General features: G+C 69.8%; 18 protein-coding genes. 10 read left to right on the forward strand and 8 right to left on the reverse strand.

Features of this window, described 5'->3' with window-relative positions; genetic code table 11:
* Nucleotides 1-61: 61 nt before the first annotated feature.
* The gene (locus tag DFR50_RS21585) at nt 62-1,066 is read right to left on the reverse strand and encodes a collagen-binding domain-containing protein (protein WP_170153323.1); all 1,005 of its coding nucleotides are present in this window, start codon (nt 1,064-1,066) and stop codon (nt 62-64) included.
* 279 nt (nt 1,067-1,345) lie between these two features.
* Here DFR50_RS21585 and DFR50_RS21590 point away from each other — a divergent pair, with 279 nt between their 5' ends.
* Nucleotides 1,346-2,575, forward strand: coding sequence for a cation:proton antiporter (locus DFR50_RS21590; RefSeq protein WP_113891339.1), 1,230 nt, complete (start codon nt 1,346-1,348; stop codon nt 2,573-2,575).
* An 85-nt stretch (nt 2,576-2,660) separates the two neighbouring features.
* Nucleotides 2,661-3,221 (forward strand): hypothetical protein, encoded by a 561-nt coding sequence (locus tag DFR50_RS21595; RefSeq protein ID WP_147262840.1) that lies wholly within the window; start codon nt 2,661-2,663, stop codon nt 3,219-3,221.
* A 103-nt stretch (nt 3,222-3,324) separates the two neighbouring features.
* On the opposite strand, the gene DFR50_RS21600 is transcribed toward DFR50_RS21595, so the two are convergent.
* From DFR50_RS21600 to DFR50_RS31565, 4 genes are all read right to left on the reverse strand, one after another.
* Nucleotides 3,325-3,747, reverse strand: a complete 423-nt coding sequence (locus DFR50_RS21600) for a GFA family protein (protein ID WP_113891341.1) — start codon at nt 3,745-3,747, stop codon at nt 3,325-3,327.
* A 385-nt stretch (nt 3,748-4,132) separates the two neighbouring features.
* Entirely contained in the window at nt 4,133-5,359 is a 1,227-nt protein-coding gene (locus tag DFR50_RS21605) for a 6-phosphofructokinase (protein WP_113891342.1), read from the reverse strand.
* A gap of 182 nt (nt 5,360-5,541) precedes the next feature.
* Entirely contained in the window at nt 5,542-6,237 is a 696-nt protein-coding gene (locus DFR50_RS21610) for a GntR family transcriptional regulator (RefSeq protein WP_113891343.1), read from the reverse strand.
* Complete coding sequence (locus DFR50_RS31565; protein WP_147262841.1) at nt 6,224-6,403, reverse strand: hypothetical protein; 180 nt, start codon at nt 6,401-6,403, stop codon at nt 6,224-6,226. The genes DFR50_RS21610 and DFR50_RS31565 overlap by 14 nt, the downstream gene beginning before the upstream one ends.
* A gap of 109 nt (nt 6,404-6,512) precedes the next feature.
* Here DFR50_RS31565 and DFR50_RS21615 point away from each other — a divergent pair, with 109 nt between their 5' ends.
* The 6 genes from DFR50_RS21615 to DFR50_RS21640 all read left to right on the forward strand — a co-directional run bounded on the left by DFR50_RS21615 (nt 6,513) and on the right by DFR50_RS21640 (nt 12,557).
* Complete coding sequence (locus DFR50_RS21615) at nt 6,513-7,709, forward strand: ABC transporter substrate-binding protein (RefSeq protein ID WP_170153324.1); 1,197 nt, start codon at nt 6,513-6,515, stop codon at nt 7,707-7,709.
* 218 nt (nt 7,710-7,927) lie between these two features.
* Nucleotides 7,928-8,794, forward strand: coding sequence for a branched-chain amino acid ABC transporter permease (locus DFR50_RS21620; RefSeq protein WP_113891344.1), 867 nt, complete (start codon nt 7,928-7,930; stop codon nt 8,792-8,794).
* 199 nt (nt 8,795-8,993) lie between these two features.
* On the forward strand, nt 8,994-9,977 hold the full coding sequence (locus DFR50_RS21625) for a branched-chain amino acid ABC transporter permease (RefSeq protein ID WP_113891345.1): 984 nt from the start codon (nt 8,994-8,996) through the stop codon (nt 9,975-9,977).
* Nucleotides 9,974-10,756: an ABC transporter ATP-binding protein gene (locus tag DFR50_RS21630; RefSeq protein ID WP_113891346.1), complete on the forward strand. Its 783-nt coding sequence runs from the start codon at nt 9,974-9,976 to the stop codon at nt 10,754-10,756. The genes DFR50_RS21625 and DFR50_RS21630 overlap by 4 nt, the downstream gene beginning before the upstream one ends.
* Before the next feature lie 3 nt (nt 10,757-10,759).
* The gene (locus tag DFR50_RS21635; RefSeq protein ID WP_113891347.1) at nt 10,760-11,482 is read left to right on the forward strand and encodes an ABC transporter ATP-binding protein; all 723 of its coding nucleotides are present in this window, start codon (nt 10,760-10,762) and stop codon (nt 11,480-11,482) included.
* A gap of 346 nt (nt 11,483-11,828) precedes the next feature.
* On the forward strand, nt 11,829-12,557 hold the full coding sequence (locus tag DFR50_RS21640; RefSeq protein ID WP_113891348.1) for an aspartate/glutamate racemase family protein: 729 nt from the start codon (nt 11,829-11,831) through the stop codon (nt 12,555-12,557).
* Nucleotides 12,558-12,575: 18 nt separating this feature from the next.
* Here DFR50_RS21640 and DFR50_RS21645 read toward each other — a convergent pair whose 3' ends face one another.
* Complete coding sequence (locus DFR50_RS21645) at nt 12,576-13,913, reverse strand: DEAD/DEAH box helicase (RefSeq protein ID WP_113891349.1); 1,338 nt, start codon at nt 13,911-13,913, stop codon at nt 12,576-12,578.
* Between the two features lie 295 nt (nt 13,914-14,208).
* Nucleotides 14,209-14,946, reverse strand: coding sequence for a DNA repair protein RecO (gene recO, locus DFR50_RS21650; protein ID WP_113891350.1), 738 nt, complete (start codon nt 14,944-14,946; stop codon nt 14,209-14,211).
* Between the two features lie 158 nt (nt 14,947-15,104).
* Between recO and DFR50_RS21655 the strand changes: the two genes are divergently transcribed.
* Nucleotides 15,105-15,857: a DUF899 domain-containing protein gene (locus DFR50_RS21655; protein ID WP_113891351.1), complete on the forward strand. Its 753-nt coding sequence runs from the start codon at nt 15,105-15,107 to the stop codon at nt 15,855-15,857.
* Nucleotides 15,847-16,149, forward strand: a complete 303-nt coding sequence (locus DFR50_RS21660; RefSeq protein WP_245428019.1) for a hypothetical protein — start codon at nt 15,847-15,849, stop codon at nt 16,147-16,149. The genes DFR50_RS21655 and DFR50_RS21660 overlap by 11 nt, the downstream gene beginning before the upstream one ends.
* A gap of 5 nt (nt 16,150-16,154) precedes the next feature.
* Here DFR50_RS21660 and DFR50_RS21665 read toward each other — a convergent pair whose 3' ends face one another.
* The gene (locus tag DFR50_RS21665) at nt 16,155-17,426 is read right to left on the reverse strand and encodes an MFS transporter (RefSeq protein WP_113891352.1); all 1,272 of its coding nucleotides are present in this window, start codon (nt 17,424-17,426) and stop codon (nt 16,155-16,157) included.
* Between the last annotated feature and the right edge of the window lie 20 nt (nt 17,427-17,446).

The raw sequence follows: 17,446 nt of genomic DNA on the forward strand, positions 1-17,446 counted from the left end.
GGGGAACCGCCAGGGAGAGGCGGTTCGTGCGGCCGGCGTCGGCCGCCGCTCCGCCCCTGCTTCAGCCAGCGGCGATCGCCGAGCGCCCGCGTCGGAGACCGGCGAAGGCGACGCCGGCGAAGCCGATGACGAGCATCGCCCAGGTCGAAGGTTCGGGCACGGCCGGGTCGACCGGCAGCTGGCCCTTGAACGGGTAATACTCCAACGGACCGTTGTTCTGGCCGCCGTAGGTCTTGGCGTAGACGAAGCCCTCGATCGGGCTGCTGTTGGAAACGCTTGCGTCGCCCCCGAGGACGGCGCCGCCCCACTGCTTGAACGAGAGCGACGTGAAGTCGTCGAAGTTCCAGATGACGTGCTCGCTCTCGAAGGCGGTCGGGTTGAAGTTTCCGACCTGGGTGTACGTCGTGCCGCCGGTCACGTTGATGATGATCGTCGTGTCGGCGTTGAGGGCGCCGCTGAACCCGATGTTGACGTTCTGGTTCAGCAGATCGCTCAGCGGGAGGTCGAAGACGGCCGTTTGGTTGACGACGTTGAAGGTGAGGTTGTTGTTGACGTTGGTGATGGTGTCGCTGGTCGCCGTCAGCCCCGCGAGCTGGGTTTCGAGTGCGTTGAGCGGCGCCGTGAAGGACGAGATCGTCACGCCGGAGGGAATCGTCGCGAGGGTGGACCGGCCGTTGAAATTGACCTGCGGCGCGCCCGGGGTCGACGGGATGCCCTGCTTGTTGGTTTGGACCGGGCCGTTGTAATACAGCGTGGGAACCCCGGCCGAGTTGGGGTCGTTGATGTTCAGCCAGTTCTGGTTGGTCAGATTGCCGAACACATAGGCGGACGGCGTGGACAGCACGGCGCCGCTGCTCGAGTTGCTGAACAAGGTGGAGCCGTTCAGGTTGCCGCCGACCGCCACCGATCCCTCGATGTTCGAGCCCGTCGTCGCGGAACCGGGTGTGACGAGGTTGAACTGCGAGAGAATCTGCTGCGCGGTCAGCGAACCGGCCTCAGCGGGCCCGGCGACTGCGGTCGTGAGGCCGACCGCGGCGCCGAAACAAATGCTTTTCCAATTCGACATGGTTGGACAGATCTCCGGTTCCCCTCGGGGCGGGCGTGTTACGCCTGTTGCCATTACCTCTCGGGGAGCGCCTGTTACGCCTGTTGTCATCTCAATGTCAACTTTTTGTTGCGGCGCCGTCGTGGGCGCGCCCCGGCGCCGGCGCGGCGTCGGGAATCCCGTTCGGCGCAAGGGCGGCCGGCCGGGATTGGGCGCACGCGCCGCCGGCGGCGCGACGCCGCCTCGCGCCGCCGCGATTTCCGTGGCGCCGCGTCGGGGACACGGTTTACAGAGGCGCGCATGGACGTCCTGGTCTTCCGCGCCCTCGGCCTGCTCGGGCTCGCGATCCTCGTCGCGCTCGCGGCGCGGCGCCTGAGGCTGCCCTATACGGTCGGGCTCGTGCTGGCCGGCGCGGCGCTCGCGTTCTTTCGCGTCGACTCCGGTCTCACGCTGACCCATGACCTCATCTTCGATGTCGTCCTCCCGCCGCTCCTGTTCGAGGCCGCGCTCAACATCCGCTGGGGCGAGTTCAGGCGCGATCTCGTCCCCGTGCTCGCCCTGTCGACGGTCGGGGTCCTGCTGTGCGCGGCGGCGGTGGCGTCGGGGCTCGTCTGGGGACTCGGGTGGCAAGTCGAGCCGGCGCTGGCCTTCGGCGCGCTGATCGCCGCCACCGATCCGATCGCGGTCGTCGCGCTGCTGCGCGAGACCGGCGTGACGGGGCGCATTCGGCTGCTGATCGAAGCGGAGAGTCTGGTCAACGACGGCGCCGCGGCGGTGCTGTTCACGCTGGTGCTCGCCTGGGCGGCGCACGACGCCGGCGCCGCCGGCGGCCCGCTCGCCGTCGTCCGGGCGCTCGCGGAAATCGCCGGCGGCGGGGTTCTGGTCGGGGTCGTCGTCGGCCTTGCCGCGGTGGCCATCGCCGGGGCCTCGGACGATCACCTGGTCGAGACGGCGCTGACGGCGGTCGCGGCGTTCGGGTCGTTCCTCGTCGCCGAGCGCCTCGGCGCCTCGGGCGTGCTCGCGACGGTCGCGGCCGGAATCGTCATGGGCAACCTCGGCGTGCTCGGCGCCCGGGACGGACTCGAGCCGGCGCTCACCCCGCACGGACGGACCTTCGTGCTCGGGTTCTGGGAGTTCGCCGCCTTCCTCGCCAATTCGCTGGTGTTCCTGCTGATCGGCTCGGCGATGGCGACGATCGACTTCGCCCGCGAGGGCTGGCGCGCGCTCGCGCTAGCCGTCCTTTTCGCGCTCGCCGGCCGGGCGATCGCGGTCTATCCAGTCTGCCTCGCCTTCGCGCGGACGCGCTGGGCGGTCCCGGCCAACGAGCAGCATCTCCTGTGGTGGGGCGGCTTGCGCGGCGCGCTGGCGCTGGCGCTGGCGCTGGCCCTGCCCCCGCACATCCCGCAGCGCGACGACATCCTGATCTGCGCCTTCGCGGTCGTGGCCTTTTCGGTGATCGTCCAGGGGCTCACCGCGCCGTTCCTGCTGCGCGTGCTGAAGATCGGGCCGCCCGCGGCGCAAACGGACTGAACGGCGGCGCGGCAGGCTTGAACCCGGCTCGGCCGCCGGTCAATTGCCGCCCGCGGCCGACTTCGGGCGACGCATGGAGTTCGACATGGCGCAACGACGAGGGGCGACGACGGGTGCGGCCTGCTGGCTCGCGCTCGCGGCGGGCGTGTCGCCCGCGACGGCGGACAGGCTCGATCAAGCCAATCCGGCGCCCTGGGCCGGCGCCCTGGTCAGCATCAGCCCCGCCAACAACGCCCGTCAGAGCTTCACGCCGACAATCGACTGTCTCACCGCGATCGAAGTCGCCCTGACGAGCGCCTACCGGGGCCGCGGCGGCGACCGGGTCACCGTCACCGTGCACGGCTCGAACGGAGGCGAACCGCTCGGCGTCGCCTCGGCCGCGATCCCCGACGGGTTCGACGGCTATTGGCGATTCGATTTCTCGCCGCCGCTGCCGGTCAGGAGCGGCGCGCCGGTCACGTTCAGCGTCGTCGACAGCGGAAAGACGGCGTTCTACTGGAAAAACGCCGGGAACGACCCCTATGCGACGGGGCAGGCGTCGTTTGCCGGCTCGCGATTTGCCAGCAGCGACTTTCTGTTCCGAACCTTTGGCGCGCCGGCCGGGCCGGACTCGCCGTGCCGACCGGTCAAGCCGCAGGCGCAGTGAACCGGTCTCCGGTGCGAGAGCGGGCGCCGCGGGAGCGGGCGCAGCGCGGCGTGACGGTCGCGGCTTCCTCGCGCTCGGCGCCGCGAAACGTCGGCGGCCTGCCCTACTCCGCCATCACATCCCCCGAGCCGCCGAACTCCTTGGGAAAATCCTTGAGCTTCGGCAACCCGTCTTTCATCGGCAGAACCGTCTCCTGATAGTTGACGTGGACCGCAGGCTTGAAGTCGAGTGTCGGGATCGTCGCGTAATACACGTCGACGAGGCCCAACGGCGGATGGTTTGCCATCACGTGTCCGCCGCAGACCGAGCAATATTGGCGCTCGCTCATCGGGCTCCTGGCGAAGGTCGCGATCCGGTCCGCGCCCTTGGTGACCCGCACGGCGTCGGACTTCCAGAGCGAGAAGGCATTGACCGGCCCACCCGACCAGGACCGGCAAGACCCGCAATGGCAATAGCCCATCGCTTCCGGCGCGCCCTCCACCTCGATCTCGACTGCGCCGCAGAAACAGCGTCCGATGTGCGTCACGTCGCTTCCCCCTGTCGTCCAGCGCTCACGGGCCGGCGGGGAAGACTATCAACGCGACCCGCGACGCTTCAAGTCCCCGCGCAACTCCCAACCCGTCATGGCGAGGAGCGAAGCGCGAAGCCATCCACGCCGCCGCCTGCGCGCCCGCGGTAGGCATGGCTCCGTCTTCGGCTCGCAACGAAGCCGGAAGGACGGCGGGACGGGCACGGGGCCGAAACAGCTGCGCAAGCGGCCCCTGGGTCGCTTCGCTTCGCTCGCGATGACGGCGCTCTTCGCGCCCGGCTTGGCTGCCGAGTCGCCGCCGACATGGCTGGGAGGAGGCGCCGGCTTCCGCCGGCGTCGCCATCGACTGCGCTCGCCCGCCGTTTGACGCGGCGAGCGCGCGTCAGGTCGCGTCGCCCTGCAGCACGCCGGCCTTGGCGACCTTCGCCTTGCGCAGTTGCGCCACCTCCGGCATGTCGGAGCCGACCAGCGGGCGGGCGTAGGCGAGGAACGCGTCGGTCACGTCGTTGCCGGCGGCGTTGATCAGTTCGGGCTCCATCACCCGGGTCTTGCCGGCCACCGTCTCGATCGGGATCAGCGGGTAGTCGACGGCGTAGTCGCCGACGCGGCGGATGCCGACCGACCCGCTCTCGGCGCCGAGCGCGGCGTATTGCACCGCCTTTTCGCCGACCTCGCGCGCCTCGCGCTGGTCGACCTTGCTGACGCAGCCGGAGAAAGAGCGCTGCAGATAGCCGAAGGTGTCGCCGCGCACCCGCTTGATGCCGAGCTTGTTCTTGATCTCCTCGCACAGAAGGTCGGCGAGCGCGCCGGTGCCCGAGAGCTGGACGTTGCCGTGGGCGTCCTTCTCCGACTTGCCGACCAGCTTGGTGATGATCGCTTCGCCCGTCTCGTCGTGGATGCCCTCGGAGGCGGCGATGATGCAGCGGCCGTAGCGCTCGTAGACGTCCTTGACGTCGGCGAGGAACTTGTCGACCACGAAGGTGCGCTCCGGCAGGTAGATCAGGTGCGGGCCGTCGCTCGGATATTTGCGCGCGAGCGCGGCCGCCGCGGTCAGGAAGCCGGCGTGGCGTCCCATCACCACGGCGCAATAGACGCCCGGCAGCGCGGCGTTGTCGAGGTTGGCGCCGGCGAACGCCTGCGCGACGAAACGGGCCGCCGACGGGAAGCCCGGCACGTGGTCGAAGCCGACGAGGTCGTTGTCGATCGTCTTCGGGATATGGATCGCGCGCATCGCGTGGCCGGCCTTCTTGGCCTCCTCGCCGACGATGCGGACGGTGTCTGACGAGTCGTTGCCGCCGATGTACATGAAGGTGTCGATGTCGTGCGCCTTCAGGACCTTGAAGATCTCCTGGCAGTACTTGAGGTCCGGCTTGTCGCGGGTGGAGCCGAGCGCCGAGGCCGGGGTCGCCGCGACCGCCTCGAGATTGGCGACCGTCTCCTGCCCGAGGTCGACCAGATCGTCGTTGACGATGCCGCGCACCCCATGGAGCGCGCCGTAGACGTGCGAGATCGTGGAAAAGCGCCGCGCCTCGAGCGCCACGCCGACCAGCGACTGATTGATGACCGCCGTCGGGCCGCCGCCCTGGGCGACGAGAATCTTGTGCGACATGCTGCTCCCTCCGATGCTTCGCGCGCGCCGGACCAAGCGGCCGGACGCGGGCGACAGGCTCGTCAGAGGCTTTAGGCGCCGCGCACGACGCACGCAAGGCGCCTCGTCGGTCCGGACGGGAGGCCGCGCCGAATGGCCGAGCGACACAGTGACGCGGTCCGGCGCCTCGGCCCGCCCGGCCGTTATTTCCCGAACACGCTGCGGATGTCGGCCGGCGTCTCGACGGCGTCGCGGATGGCGAGCAGGCGCTCGATGTGGAGGAGATGGCGGTCCATGAGGTCGGCCGCGCGCGCGCCATCGCCGTCGGCGAGCGCCGCCACCAGCGCCTCGTGCTCGTCCTCCGAGCAGGAGTGGGTCGCCCGCGAGCCGTAGAGGCCGATGATCAGCGAGGTGCGCGCGACCAGTTCCTCGAGGAACTTGGTCAACACGGCGTTGCCGGCGGCCTCGGCGAGCCGCAGGTGGAACTGGCCCGACAGCCGGATCGATTCGCTGCGGTCGCCGCGCGCTTCGGCGGCGCCGTCGGCGCGCGCATTGGCGCGCAATTCGGCGAGCGTCGCCGCATCGATCCGCGCCGCGGCCGCGAGCGCGATCGAGCGCTCGATCGCCCGCCGCGCCGCGAACACGTTGCGCGCTTCCTCCGCGTCGGGGCTGGCCACGAACGCGCCGCGGTTCGGGTGCAGCGTCACCACGCCACGCTCGGCGAGCACGATCAGGACCCGCCGGATCTGGGTGCGGCTGCAGTCGAACGCCTCGCACAGCGGCGCCTCCGGCAGCTTGGCGCCGGCCGCGAGCTTCTGCTCCATCACCGCCGCCACCACGCGATCGACGATCGCCGAGTCGGGCGGCGGCTGCCGCAGATCCTCTTCAATCAACGCCATTGTCCCCGGCCCCTTCGGGTTCAGCCGCGACGGTCAAGCCCGGCACGAGTCTTGGTGTCAAGGTGGGTTTCGTCTCCATGCGGCCGAAGGTGACGATTTCGGCGTCATTGTCTGCTGTTTCTTTGCGCTCGTGCACAAATGTTGACGGATTGTCGACAATTTTCATTCGTCATGTTGACAAGATTTTGTCCGCGCCGCAACCTTCGCGAGGTCCGGACGATGGCGCACGCTGTCTCGCCTGGCGGGCGCCCCGGTCGCTCTCGGAGGATTTCCTGATGTCTCGATTCCCGTCCATCCGCGCCGGCCTCCTCGGCCTCGCGTCCGCGCTCGCCCTCAGCCTCGCCGCGCCCGCGGACGCGGCCAACCCCGTGCTCAAGATCGGCTTCGTCGGCGTGACCAGCGGCCCCGCGGCCGCATGGGGCACCTCGAACGTGCGCTCGATGCAGACGCTCGCCGAATGGTGGAATTCCCAGGGCGGCGTGAAGATCGGCGACAAGACCTACGACATCGACGTCGTCACCTTCGACGACCAGAAGGATCCCAAGCGCGCCATCGCCGGCATGGAGAAGATGGCGCAGGAGGGGATCCACTACGTCGTCGGCCCGAACGTCGACGACGGCGCCGCCGCCGTCCGCCCGGTGGCGGAGAAGGCGGGCATCATCTACTTCCCCTACGCCTTCCCCAAGGAGCTCTACGCCAAGCCGGCGTCCAACGCCGTGCTCGGCATGGTCGCGAGCTACCAGTCGGGCCCGGCGATCTACAAATATCTGAAGGAAAAGAAGGGCGTCAAGACGGTCGCCTTCGTCGCCGCCAACGAGTCCGACCCGTTGAGCCAGCGCGACAGCGGCGTCGCCGCCGCCAAGGCGCTCGGTCTCGACGTGGTCGCCGACAAGGACACCTACCAGAACGACACGCGCGACTTCACGCCGGTGCTGACCCCGATCGTCAAGCTCAAGCCCGACCTCCTGGTGCTGTCGGGCGTGGCGCCGGCGAACGCGCCGCTCTTGATCCGCTCGGCGCGCGAACTCGGCTTCACCGGGCTCATCTCCACCGAGACGGCGCAGGACGCCAAGGTGCTCGAGGAAGGCGCGGGCGACCTCGCCAACGGCTTCATTTCGGTCGGCGGCGCCTCGACCCCGGAGATCCGCTCGAAGGCGATGGAAGAGTTCATCGAACGCTACACCAAGAAGTTCGGCGAATACAACGACGAGTCGAACACCAAGGTCTACGCCCTGCAGTACATCGTCGACACGCTGAAGGCGGACCCGAAGGCGATCGACAACGTCGACGAGTTCAAGAAGACGATCGACGCCTTCTCGGCCCCGAACCCCTACCTCAAGGACTCGTCGGCGAGCCTGCACTACGTCGGCGACACGTCGTTCGGGCAGAAGCGCCAGCTCGCCGTGCCGCTGGTGGTCAACGAGTACCAGGACGGCAAGTTCAAGACGCTGTTCGTCGCTAACGTCGACTGACGACCGAACGCGGCGCACCCCTTCCCCAGCTTGCTGGGGAAGGTGGCCCGCAGGGCCGGATGGGGTGCGGAAAGCAGGACCGGGTTCGCGCAAGGTCGCGGCGCCGGCGATGCAATCCGGGTCACATCGAAGCAACGGCCCACACCCCATCCGGCGCTTCGCGCCACCTTCCCCGCTTCGCGGAGAAGGGGAGTCGCGTCGGTCGAGGACATGAGCGCATGGAACAGGTCATCGCCAACGGGCTTTATCTCGGCGCGCAATACGCGCTGATCGCGCTCGGCCTGACGCTGATCTTCGCGCTGATGAACGTGCTCAATTTCGCCCACGGGCAGATGTACGTGCTCGGCGGCTTCGTCGTCTACCAGGTCTACGGACTGATGAAGCTGCCGTTCGTCGTCGCCCTGGTCGCCGCCGCAGCGACGCTGGCCGTGCTCGGCGCGCTGCTCGAACGCTTCCTGTTCCGCACGGTGATCCGGCGCAGCGAGCGCGAGGAAAGCACGATGCTGCTCGCAGCCGGAATCGCCTATTTCCTCGACGCCGCGATTCTCCTCATGTTCGGCGAAAAGCAGCGCGGGGTGCACAAGATCGTCAGCGGCGTGTTCGTCTGGGACAACCTGATCCTGCCGTGGGACCGCATTCTGGTCGCGGGCCTCGCGGTCCTGTTCATCGTCGCCTTCATTCTGATGATGCAGTACACCAAGCCCGGCCGCGCCATGCGGGCGATGGCGCAGGATCGGACGGCGGCGCAGCTCATGGGCGTGCCGGTGCAGTTCTACGGCCTCGTCGGCTTCGCGCTCGGCGCGATGCTCGCGGGCCTGGTGGGCGGGCTTCTCGTCACCATCACCGGCGTCAATTCCGGCATCGGCGGACCGATCTCGATCAAGGCCTTCATGATGGTGATGATCGGCGGCGCGGGCGTGACCGGCGGCGCGATCGCCGGCGGCTTCATCCTCGGCATGCTGGAATCGGTCGGCCTCACCGTCCTGCACGCCTACGGCGACCTCACCTATCTGGCCATCTTCGTCGCCATGATGATCTTCCTCGCCATCCGCCCCAACGGGCTGATGGGGAAACCGTGGGGATGAGGCAGCGAATGGAGACGGCTCTGCGAAGGCCCCCACCACCATGCTTCGCATGGTCCCCCTCCCCCGCTTCGCAGGGGAGGAGACCGGCGCCTGCTGCTTTCCTCCCCCGTGTAGCGAAGCGAAACGGGGGAGGGGGACCACCCGAAGGGTGGTGGAGGGGGCCCGCCGCTCAGCCCTCGGTTATCTGGGGGATGAGCCGATGAGCCGAACTCAGGGCGCCGGGCGCGCCGCCGCGGTGGCGGTGTTTCTCGCGGCGGTGTTCGTCGCCATCCCCTGGGCGATCGCTTCGACCGGCCGCACCGACCTCTATTACACGCTCAGTTCCGTCGCGCTGCTCGCGATCGCCAGCGGCGGGGTGTGGCTCACCTTCTACATCGGCCGGATCAACATCGGCCAGGGCGCCTGGGCGCTCGCGGGCGGCTACGCCTCGGCCGTGCTGGTGGCGACCTACGGCTGGTCGTTCTGGCTGAGCCTGCCGGCCGCGGGCCTGATCTGCGCGTTCGCGAGCGTGCTCGTCGGCCTGCCGATCCTGAGGCTGCGCGGCGTCTATTTCTCGATGGTGACGCTGGTCCTGACCGAGGTCGCGCGCCTGACCGCGCTCGCGCTGCCGATCACCAACGGCGCGCGCGGCATCACCAGCATCCCGACCCCCGGCCCGATCCGGCTGTTCGGGCTGACGATCGTTCCCGCCTTCGACTCCCTCGCCGAGCCGAACCGGGCCTTCTATTTCCTCTCGGCGGCGATGATGACGCTCTGCTTCGCCGGCCTCTGGCGGCTCGTGCATTCGCGGCTCGGCCAGCTGTTCGCGGCGCTGCGCCAGAACGAGGACCTCGCCTCGTCGATGGGGGTCAACGTTCCGCTCCTGCGCGTCGTCGCCTATGCGATCTCGTCCTTCCTCGGCGGCGTCGGCGGCGCTATCTTCGTCGCCATCGCCCAGTCGATCTATCCGTCGAGCTTCACCATCAACGACAGCGTGAACTTCATGCTGAACTGCTTCCTCGGCGGCCTCGGCTTCGTGTTCGGCCCGATGCTGGGCACGCTGGTGCTGTATTTCGGCTGGGACCTCCTGTTCCAGACCGGGCCGTACCAGCTCCTGATCTACTCCGGCTCGATGATCCTCTTGATGCTGGTGCTGCCCAACGGCATCCTCAGTCTGCTCAATCTGCGCCGGAGAGCGCCATGACGGACCCGATCCTCGCCGTCCGCGACCTCACCAAGCGCTACGGCGGCCTGACCGCCGTCAACGAGGTGTCGTTCGACGTCCAGGAAGGCGAGATCCTGTCGATCATCGGCCCGAACGGCGCGGGCAAGTCGACCATCTTCAAGCTCATCTCCTCGTTCGTGACGCCGACCCGGGGCGAAGTGCGCTTTCGCGGCGAGGTTGTCTCGGGGCTCGCCGCGCATGTCGTGGCGCGCAAGGGCGTGGTGCGCACCTTCCAGGAAACGACGATCTTCAAGGGCATGACGGCGCGCGACAGCGTGATCGTCGCCCACCACCTGCGCTCGCGCGCGAGCCTGTTCGGCTTCTTCTTCGGCACCGCCGCGGCGCGGCGCGACGAGGACGCGTTCGGCCGCTCGGCCGACGAGATCCTCGACTTCCTCGGCCTCGGCGCGGTCAGGAACGAGCTGGCCAGCAATCTGCCGCAGGGCCATCTGCGCGCGCTCGGGATCGCCATCGGCCTCGCGGCGGACCCGAAGATCCTGCTGCTCGACGAGCCCTTCGCCGGCATGAACGTCGACGAAACCAACCAGGCCGTCGAAATGGTGCGGGCGGTTCGCGACCGCGGCGTGACCTGCCTCTTGGTCGAGCACGACATGGCGGCGGTGATGAAGATTTCCGACCGCATCGTCGTCATCAATTTCGGGGTCAAGATCGCCGAGGGGACGCCGGCCGCAATTCGCGCCGACGAGAAGGTCATCGAGGCCTATCTCGGCGTCGAAGACGAATCGATCGGGCTATAGACCATGGCGCCCATGCTCTCGCTCGACAACGTCGAGCTCTATTACGATCACGTCTACGCGCTGAAGGGCGTGTCGATCGACCTCGCGGCGGGCGAGACGGTGGCGCTGATCGGCGCCAACGGCGCCGGCAAGTCGTCGATTCTTCGCGCCATCACCGGGCTCAGCCGCATCCGCAAGGGTTCGATCGCCTTCGAGGGCCGGCGCATCGACGGGCTGGACCCGGCGGCGATCGTCAAGCTCGGCATCGCCATGGTCCCGGAGGGGCGGCGGGTGTTCCCGCTGATGAGCGTGCGCGACAACCTGCTGATGGGGGCCTTCTCGCGTTCCGACGGCGCCGGCGTCAGCGCCTCGCTCGACGAGGTGCTGCACCGCTTTCCCCGCCTCAAGGACCGCCTGCGCCAGCAGGCCGGCACGATGAGCGGCGGCGAGCAGCAGATGCTGGTGATCGGGCGGGCGCTGATGGCGAAGCCCAAGCTCCTGTTGCTCGACGAGCCGTCGCTCGGCGTCGCGCCGAAGATCGTCCAGGACATCGCCCGCTCGATCGTCGCCATCAATCGCGACCAGAAGGTGAGCGTGCTGCTGGTCGAGCAGAATTCGCGCATGGCGCTGCGCATCTCCCACCGCGCCTATGCGCTGTCGACGGGATCGATCGCGCTCTCGGGGCCATCGGCCGACCTCGTCCGGGACGAGCGCGTGCAGCGCCTCTATCTCGGCGGCGAGGTGTAGCAAAACTCATGCTCGACATCGAAGCTGCGGCGTCTCCCCCTTCCCCAACGCATGTTGGGGAAGGTGGCGCGAAGCGCCGGATGGGGTGTGGAAAGCAGGACACCGTCGATGACGGTTCTCGGTGGCGGTCGAGCGACCCGCCCGCAGTTCCTGACAGACGAACTCCTGCCTTCCCGTCAATCTTCACGCAAACGCGCCCGTCTGCGGGGTCGTGGCGCCGACGCTTCGGCGCCGGCCAATCCATCAGACCTTGCTGAAGCGGCCCACACCCCATCCGGCGCTTCGCGCCACCTTCCCCGCTTCGCGGAGAAGGGGAGCCGCGCCGCAGCCCAATAGAGGCACACCCATGCTGATCTGCGTCGTCAACCCGAACACGACCGCCTCGATGACGGAAAAAATCGGCGCCGCCGCGCAGGCCGCCGCGTCGCCCGGCGTCGAGATCCGCGCCGTCAATCCGGAGTTCGGGCCGCCGAGCATCGAGGGCTATTTCGACGAGGCGTTTTCCGTGCCGGGCCTGCTCGACGAGATCGCCAAGGCCGCGGACGCCGACGCCTTCGTCGTCGCTTGCTTCGACGACACCGGGCTCGACGCCGCCCGCTCGGCGACCGCCGCGCCGGTCGTCGGCATCGGCGAGGCCGCGTTTCACATGGCGAGCCTGATCGCGGACAAATTCAGCGTCGTCACCACCCTGCCCCGCTCGATCGCGCCGATCGAGAAGAACCTGATCAAATACGGGCTCATGGCGCGCTGCGCCCGGGTGCGCGCGGCCGACGTCCCCGTGCTCGCGCTCGAGGAGCCCGGCTCCGACGCCCGGCGCACGATCGAAGCCGAGATCCTGCGCGCGCTGGCGGAAGACGGCGCGGAGGCGATCGTGCTCGGCTGCGCCGGCATGACCGATCTGGCGCGCGATCTCGAACGGAAGGTCGGCGTGCCGGTGCTCGACGGCGTCGCCTGCGCCGTCGGTCTGGCCGAGACGCTCGCCCGGCTGGGCCTCAGGACGTCGAAGCGGAACGCCTACGCGTTTCCGCTCGCCAAGAGCTATGCGGGGGCCTTCGCCCGCTTCTCGCCGGGGTAAGCCCCCGGAGCGCCGGCCTTACGGCCGCGCCTGACGCCGAGCCGGGCCTCCGGCGCGCCGTCCGTTGAACGCCTGCGCAGGACGCGGCGCCGCCGCCGGACGCTGCGCCTCGCCGCGCGGACGCTGCGGGCCGCCGCGGCGGCCGCCGTCGTCCTGCCCGCCCCGGCCGCGGCTGGCGGGCCGCGCCGCCGCCGCGGCGCGCTCCTCGTCGCGGGCGCCGGCCGCGGTGCGGCGGTCGGTGAAGGGCAGCGTCTGCCGGGTCAGCTTCTCGATCTGGCGCAGCAGCGCCCGCTCGCCGTTGTCGCACAGCGAAATGGCGCGGCCCGAGGCGCCGGCGCGCGCGGTGCGGCCGATGCGATGCACATAGGCCTCCGGCACGTCCGGCAGTTCGAAATTCACCACATGGCTGACGTTGTCGACGTCGATGCCGCGCGCGGCGATGTCGGTGGCGACCAGGATCCGCGTCGCGCCGCTCTTGAAGTTGTCGAGCGTGCGCACGCGCTGGTTCTGGCTCTTGTTGCCGTGGATCGCCTGCGCCCCGACGCCGGCGGCGTCGAGATGCTGCGCGACGCGGTCGGCGCCGCGCTTGGTGCGGGTGAAGATGATGGCGCGCGACACGTCGGCGCCGCGCATCAGCTCGACCAGCACGTCGCGCTTGGCGGCGTTGTCGACCAGATACACGTGCTGATCGACGCGCTCGACGGTGGTGGACGCGGGCGTCACCCTCACCTCGATCGGGTTCTTCAGCATGTCGTCGGCGAGCCCGGCGATCTCCTTGGGCATGGTGGCGGAGAACAGCAGCGTCTGGCGCGCCTTCGGCAGTTTCGCCACGATCCGCTTGATCGGGACGATGAAGCCGAGGTCGAGCATGTGGTCGGCCTCGTCGAGCACCAGAACCTCGGTCGAGCCGAGGTTCAGCTTGCCGGCGGCCATGTGATCGAGCAGCCGGCCGGGCGTGGCGACCAGCACGTCGAGACCGCGCGCCAGGAGATCGACCTGCGGGCGGGCGGAAACCCCGCCGACCACGACGGCGACGCTGATCGCCGGGCGGATCATCTGCCCGTAGGCGCGGAAGCTTTCGCCGATCTGCGCCGCGAGCTCGCGGGTCGGGGCGAGCACGAGGACGCGCGCCGTGAACGGCAGCGGCCGGCGGCGGTCGGCGATCAGTCTGGCGAGGATCGGAAGCGCGAAGGCGGCGGTCTTGCCGGTGCCGGTCTGCGCGATGCCGAGCAGATCGCGGCCCTCGAGGAGATGCGGAATGGCCTGGGCCTGGATGGAGCTCGGGGTCGTGTAGCCTTCGTGGTCGATGGCGCGAAGCAGCGTCTCGGGCAGGCCGAGACTGGAGAAATTGGTCACGTATTGTCTTTCGTAAGGGACCGCGCCGCGCGCCTTCGCAAAGGCGGCGCCGGTCGGTCCGGATGTGTGGGAGACTTGCCGCGCGTATCGGGCGTGTCAAAAAGGACGAGGCTCGACAGCGGTTCGGCTTCCGGGGAAAGTCGATCTACGCGGCTGGAGCGCCTCATGCTGCTGTGCAGCAACGGTCTGATACAGAAAGACCCGCGGCGCGTCAATCGGTTGTTCGAAGCGCGGGCCCGGCGACCGCCGCCCCTTCAGCCGCGCTCGCGGAGCGCCGCCCGGCCAGCGGCCGGGTCTACAGCGACGCGGCTTTGGCGGCCGCCGCCAGGAACGCGCGGCGCGAGTCCGGCAGCGGTTCGCCGCGCGCCGCGAAGAGGTCGCGCAGCAGGAAGAACCCGGTCATGCGGAACGCGTCGGCGATGTCGTCCGCGCCGGGGCGCTGTTCGATGCGGGCGTTGTCGCGCAGGAAGGCGGGAAGCGGCAGCAGGCGGTCGCGCCAGGGGGCGCCGGCCTCGAGGCTCACCGCCCGGCCCGATTTCGGCGACACATAGGCGAGGTTTTCGGCCACGCCGGTCGCGGCGCAGCGGCCGAGATCGAGGCGGAAGCCGCATTCGGCGAGAATCTGGGTCTCGAAGCGGGCGACCAAGGGCGCTGCGAGCGCCGCGTCGTCGAGCCGGTCGGCGATCAGCGTCAGCGTCTCGTACACCGCCTCGTGCGGGTCGCGCTCGGGCAAGAGCCGCGCCAGCGCGCCGAGCCAGGAGAGGCCCGCGAGCGCCAGCCCGCTGCCCATCAGCCGCCCGGCGCGCAGACGCAGCGGCTCGACCGCGAAGGCGCCGAGATGCTCGTCGAGCCGCGCCCGCCAGACGAGGCCGAGCGTGTTGCCGGGCTGCAGGGTCGCGCCGATGCGGGCCGAGCGGCCGCCGCGCACGAGGCCGAGGTGGCGGCCGTGGCCGCGGGTCATCGCCTCGACGACCGCCGAGCTTTCGCCATGCCTGCGGACGCCGATGACGAGCCCCTCGTCGCGCCATTCCATGCTCACGCTCCCGAGACTGGAGACTTAGCACCCCGCGCCGGCGCCGCAACCGGAGCCGCGCGGTTTTCATTCAACCAAGTCGTTGACAATCGCGGCGAGACGGGCCTACATTCAACCATTCGGTTTACTATCCGGTCCAATCCCCAAGGAGGTCGCCCATGCATGCTGTCGTTTCCCGAGACGAGTGGCTCGAGGCCCGCGTCGCGCTGCTCGAAGACGAGAAGGAGCTGACGCGGCGCAGCGACGCGCTGGCGCAACGGCGCCAGGCGTTGCCGTGGGTCCGGATCGACAAGCCCTACGCCTTCGACACCGCCGACGGACCAGCCGGGCTCGCCGACCTGTTCAGGGGCCGCTCGCAGCTTCTGGTCTACCACTTCATGTTCGGGCCCGACTTCAAGGCCGGCTGTCCGTCCTGTTCGGCGATCGCCGACGGCTTCGACGGGTTCGCGATCCATCTCGCCCACCACGATGTGATGCTGTGGGCGGTGTCGCGGGCGCCGCTCGCCAAGCTCCAGGCCTACAAGCAGCGGATGGGCTGGACGTTTCCGTGGGCGTCCTCGTTCGGCTCCGATTTCAACGCCGATTTCTCGGCGTCGATCACCGAGGCGCAGCAGCGCGACGGCGGCTTCGCATACAATTATCGGCCCGGCGCGCCGATGGCGGCGACGGCCGCCGCCGGGCCGGTCGCCGAATTCGCCGCGACCACGGGGGCGGACGCCGCGACGTTCATGCGCGAGCGTCCCGGCATGAGCGCCTTCGCGCTCGAGGAGGGCGTCGTTTACCACACCTACTCCGCCTATGCGCGCGGGCTCGACGGCCTGTGGGGCATGTATCAGTGGCTCGACCGCGCTCCCAAGGGGCGCAACGAGCAAGGCCTGTGGTGGCGCCGCCACGACGAATATGCGCGCTGACGCGGTTGCGCCGGAGCCGGCGACGACCGCCTCTCCCGCCCGGCGCGACGGCGAACGCCTGCGCGCCGCCGCCCTCGGCGCCGCTCTTGGACTGCGCTTCGCCGCCGCGCCCGTGTTCGCCGCCATGGCGGTCGCGACCCGGGACCAGGGGACTGGAGCGCCCTGGCTGTGTTCGGCGACGTCGGGCGGCATGCCGCTCGGCGGCATGGCGACGATGTACTGGCTGATGTGCGCGCTCCACGCGCGGCCCTGGCTCGTCGCGCTCTCGAATCGCCGTCGGGCGCCCGCCTGACGCGGTCAGCCCGGCGGGAGCGGCGGCGCAGGCTGCGCGAGATGGGCGGGCGGCGGCACGCGCGACAGCCGCAGCGCCGCCGCGCAAGCCAGGCAGGTGAGCGCCGTGACGAAGGCGGCGACGCCCGGCCAGCCGGCGACGCCGAGCGCCCAGCCGCCGCACCAGCCGGCGAGGCTCGAGCCGGCGTAGTAGAAGAACAGGTAGAGCGCGCTCGCCTGCGCCTGCGCCGTCGCGGCGCGAAGCCCGATCCAGCTCGACGCGATCGAGTGGCCGGCGAAGAACCCGACCGTCACCAGCGCGACGCCGGCGATCGTCACCCACAGGCTGCTCGACAGGGTCGCCAGCGCGCCGAGCGGCATCAGCGCCACCGCGGGCAGAATGACCTTGCGCCGGCCGAACCGCCCGGAGAGATCGCCCGCGACGGTCGAAGCGACCGTGCCCAGCAGATAGAGAACGAAGACGAAGCCGATCGCGGTCTGGCTCAGCGAGAACGGCGGCGCGGCGAGGCGGAAGCCGATGTAGTTGTAGGTGGTGACGAACGCGCCCATCAGCAGGAAGCCGAGCGCGAACAGGAGTCGGAGCCCCGGATCGGCGCAATGCATCCGGATCGCCGGCCAAAGCGCGACCAGTTCCGCGCGCGGCAGGGCGCGCCGCTCGCGCGGCAAGGCGAAGGCGAAGGCCGTCGCGCAGGCGACGGAGGCCGCGCCGAGCGCCGCTAGCGCCCAGCGCCAGCCCGCCGCTTCCGCGATCGCCGCCGTCGCCAGGCGGCCCCCCATGCCGCCGAAGGTGTTGCCGGCGATGAACAGGCCCATCGACAGGCCGACCGCCGTCCGATCCATCTCCTCGGCGAGATAGGCCATGGCGACGGCCGGCAATCCCGCCAGCGTCAACCCGGTCAGGGCGCGAAAGGCGATCAGCGCCGGCCAGTTCGGCGCGGCCGCCGCGGCCAGGGTGGTCGCGGCCGCGGCGAAGAGCGCGACGGCCATCACCCGCTTGCGCCCGTAGGCGTCCGACAGCGCCCCCGCCCCGAACATGGCGAAAGCGAGAACGCCGGTCGTGGCCGAGAGCGACAGGCTCGCCGAGGCGGGGCTCAGGGAAAAATCGCGGGCGAATTCCGGCAGCAGCGGCTGCACGCAATAGAGCAGCGCGAAGGTGGCCAGGCCCGAGAGGAACAGGGCGAAGCTCACCCGCCAGAACCGCGCCTCCCCACGCAGCAGCGGCGGCCCCGGCGGTTCGGACCCGGCGTTGTGGCGCGCGGCGTCGACCCCTGTCGTCATGGCGCTTTCGCCGCGGTCGA

Source organism: Roseiarcus fermentans, assembly GCF_003315135.1.
Taxonomy (GTDB): Bacteria; Pseudomonadota; Alphaproteobacteria; order Rhizobiales; family Beijerinckiaceae; genus Roseiarcus; species Roseiarcus fermentans.

Coding starts and splice junctions, on each gene's coding strand:
- DFR50_RS21615 (WP_170153324.1), top strand. CDS start 6,513: ATGTCTCGATTCCCGTCCATCCGCGCCGGCCTCCTCGGCCTCGCGTCC.
- DFR50_RS21660 (WP_245428019.1), top strand. CDS start 15,847: ATGCGCGCTGACGCGGTTGCGCCGGAGCCGGCGACGACCGCCTCTCCC.
- DFR50_RS21635 (WP_113891347.1), top strand. CDS start 10,760: ATGGCGCCCATGCTCTCGCTCGACAACGTCGAGCTCTATTACGATCAC.
- DFR50_RS31565 (WP_147262841.1), bottom strand. CDS start 6,403: ATGAAAATTGTCGACAATCCGTCAACATTTGTGCACGAGCGCAAAGAA.
- DFR50_RS21610 (WP_113891343.1), bottom strand. CDS start 6,237: ATGGCGTTGATTGAAGAGGATCTGCGGCAGCCGCCGCCCGACTCGGCG.
- DFR50_RS21620 (WP_113891344.1), top strand. CDS start 7,928: ATGGAACAGGTCATCGCCAACGGGCTTTATCTCGGCGCGCAATACGCG.
- DFR50_RS21625 (WP_113891345.1), top strand. CDS start 8,994: ATGAGCCGAACTCAGGGCGCCGGGCGCGCCGCCGCGGTGGCGGTGTTT.
- DFR50_RS21590 (WP_113891339.1), top strand. CDS start 1,346: ATGGACGTCCTGGTCTTCCGCGCCCTCGGCCTGCTCGGGCTCGCGATC.
- DFR50_RS21665 (WP_113891352.1), bottom strand. CDS start 17,426: ATGACGACAGGGGTCGACGCCGCGCGCCACAACGCCGGGTCCGAACCG.
- DFR50_RS21605 (WP_113891342.1), bottom strand. CDS start 5,359: ATGTCGCACAAGATTCTCGTCGCCCAGGGCGGCGGCCCGACGGCGGTC.
- DFR50_RS21655 (WP_113891351.1), top strand. CDS start 15,105: ATGCATGCTGTCGTTTCCCGAGACGAGTGGCTCGAGGCCCGCGTCGCG.
- DFR50_RS21640 (WP_113891348.1), top strand. CDS start 11,829: ATGCTGATCTGCGTCGTCAACCCGAACACGACCGCCTCGATGACGGAA.
- DFR50_RS21595 (WP_147262840.1), top strand. CDS start 2,661: ATGGCGCAACGACGAGGGGCGACGACGGGTGCGGCCTGCTGGCTCGCG.
- DFR50_RS21585 (WP_170153323.1), bottom strand. CDS start 1,066: ATGTCGAATTGGAAAAGCATTTGTTTCGGCGCCGCGGTCGGCCTCACG.
- recO (WP_113891350.1), bottom strand. CDS start 14,946: ATGGAATGGCGCGACGAGGGGCTCGTCATCGGCGTCCGCAGGCATGGC.
- DFR50_RS21630 (WP_113891346.1), top strand. CDS start 9,974: ATGACGGACCCGATCCTCGCCGTCCGCGACCTCACCAAGCGCTACGGC.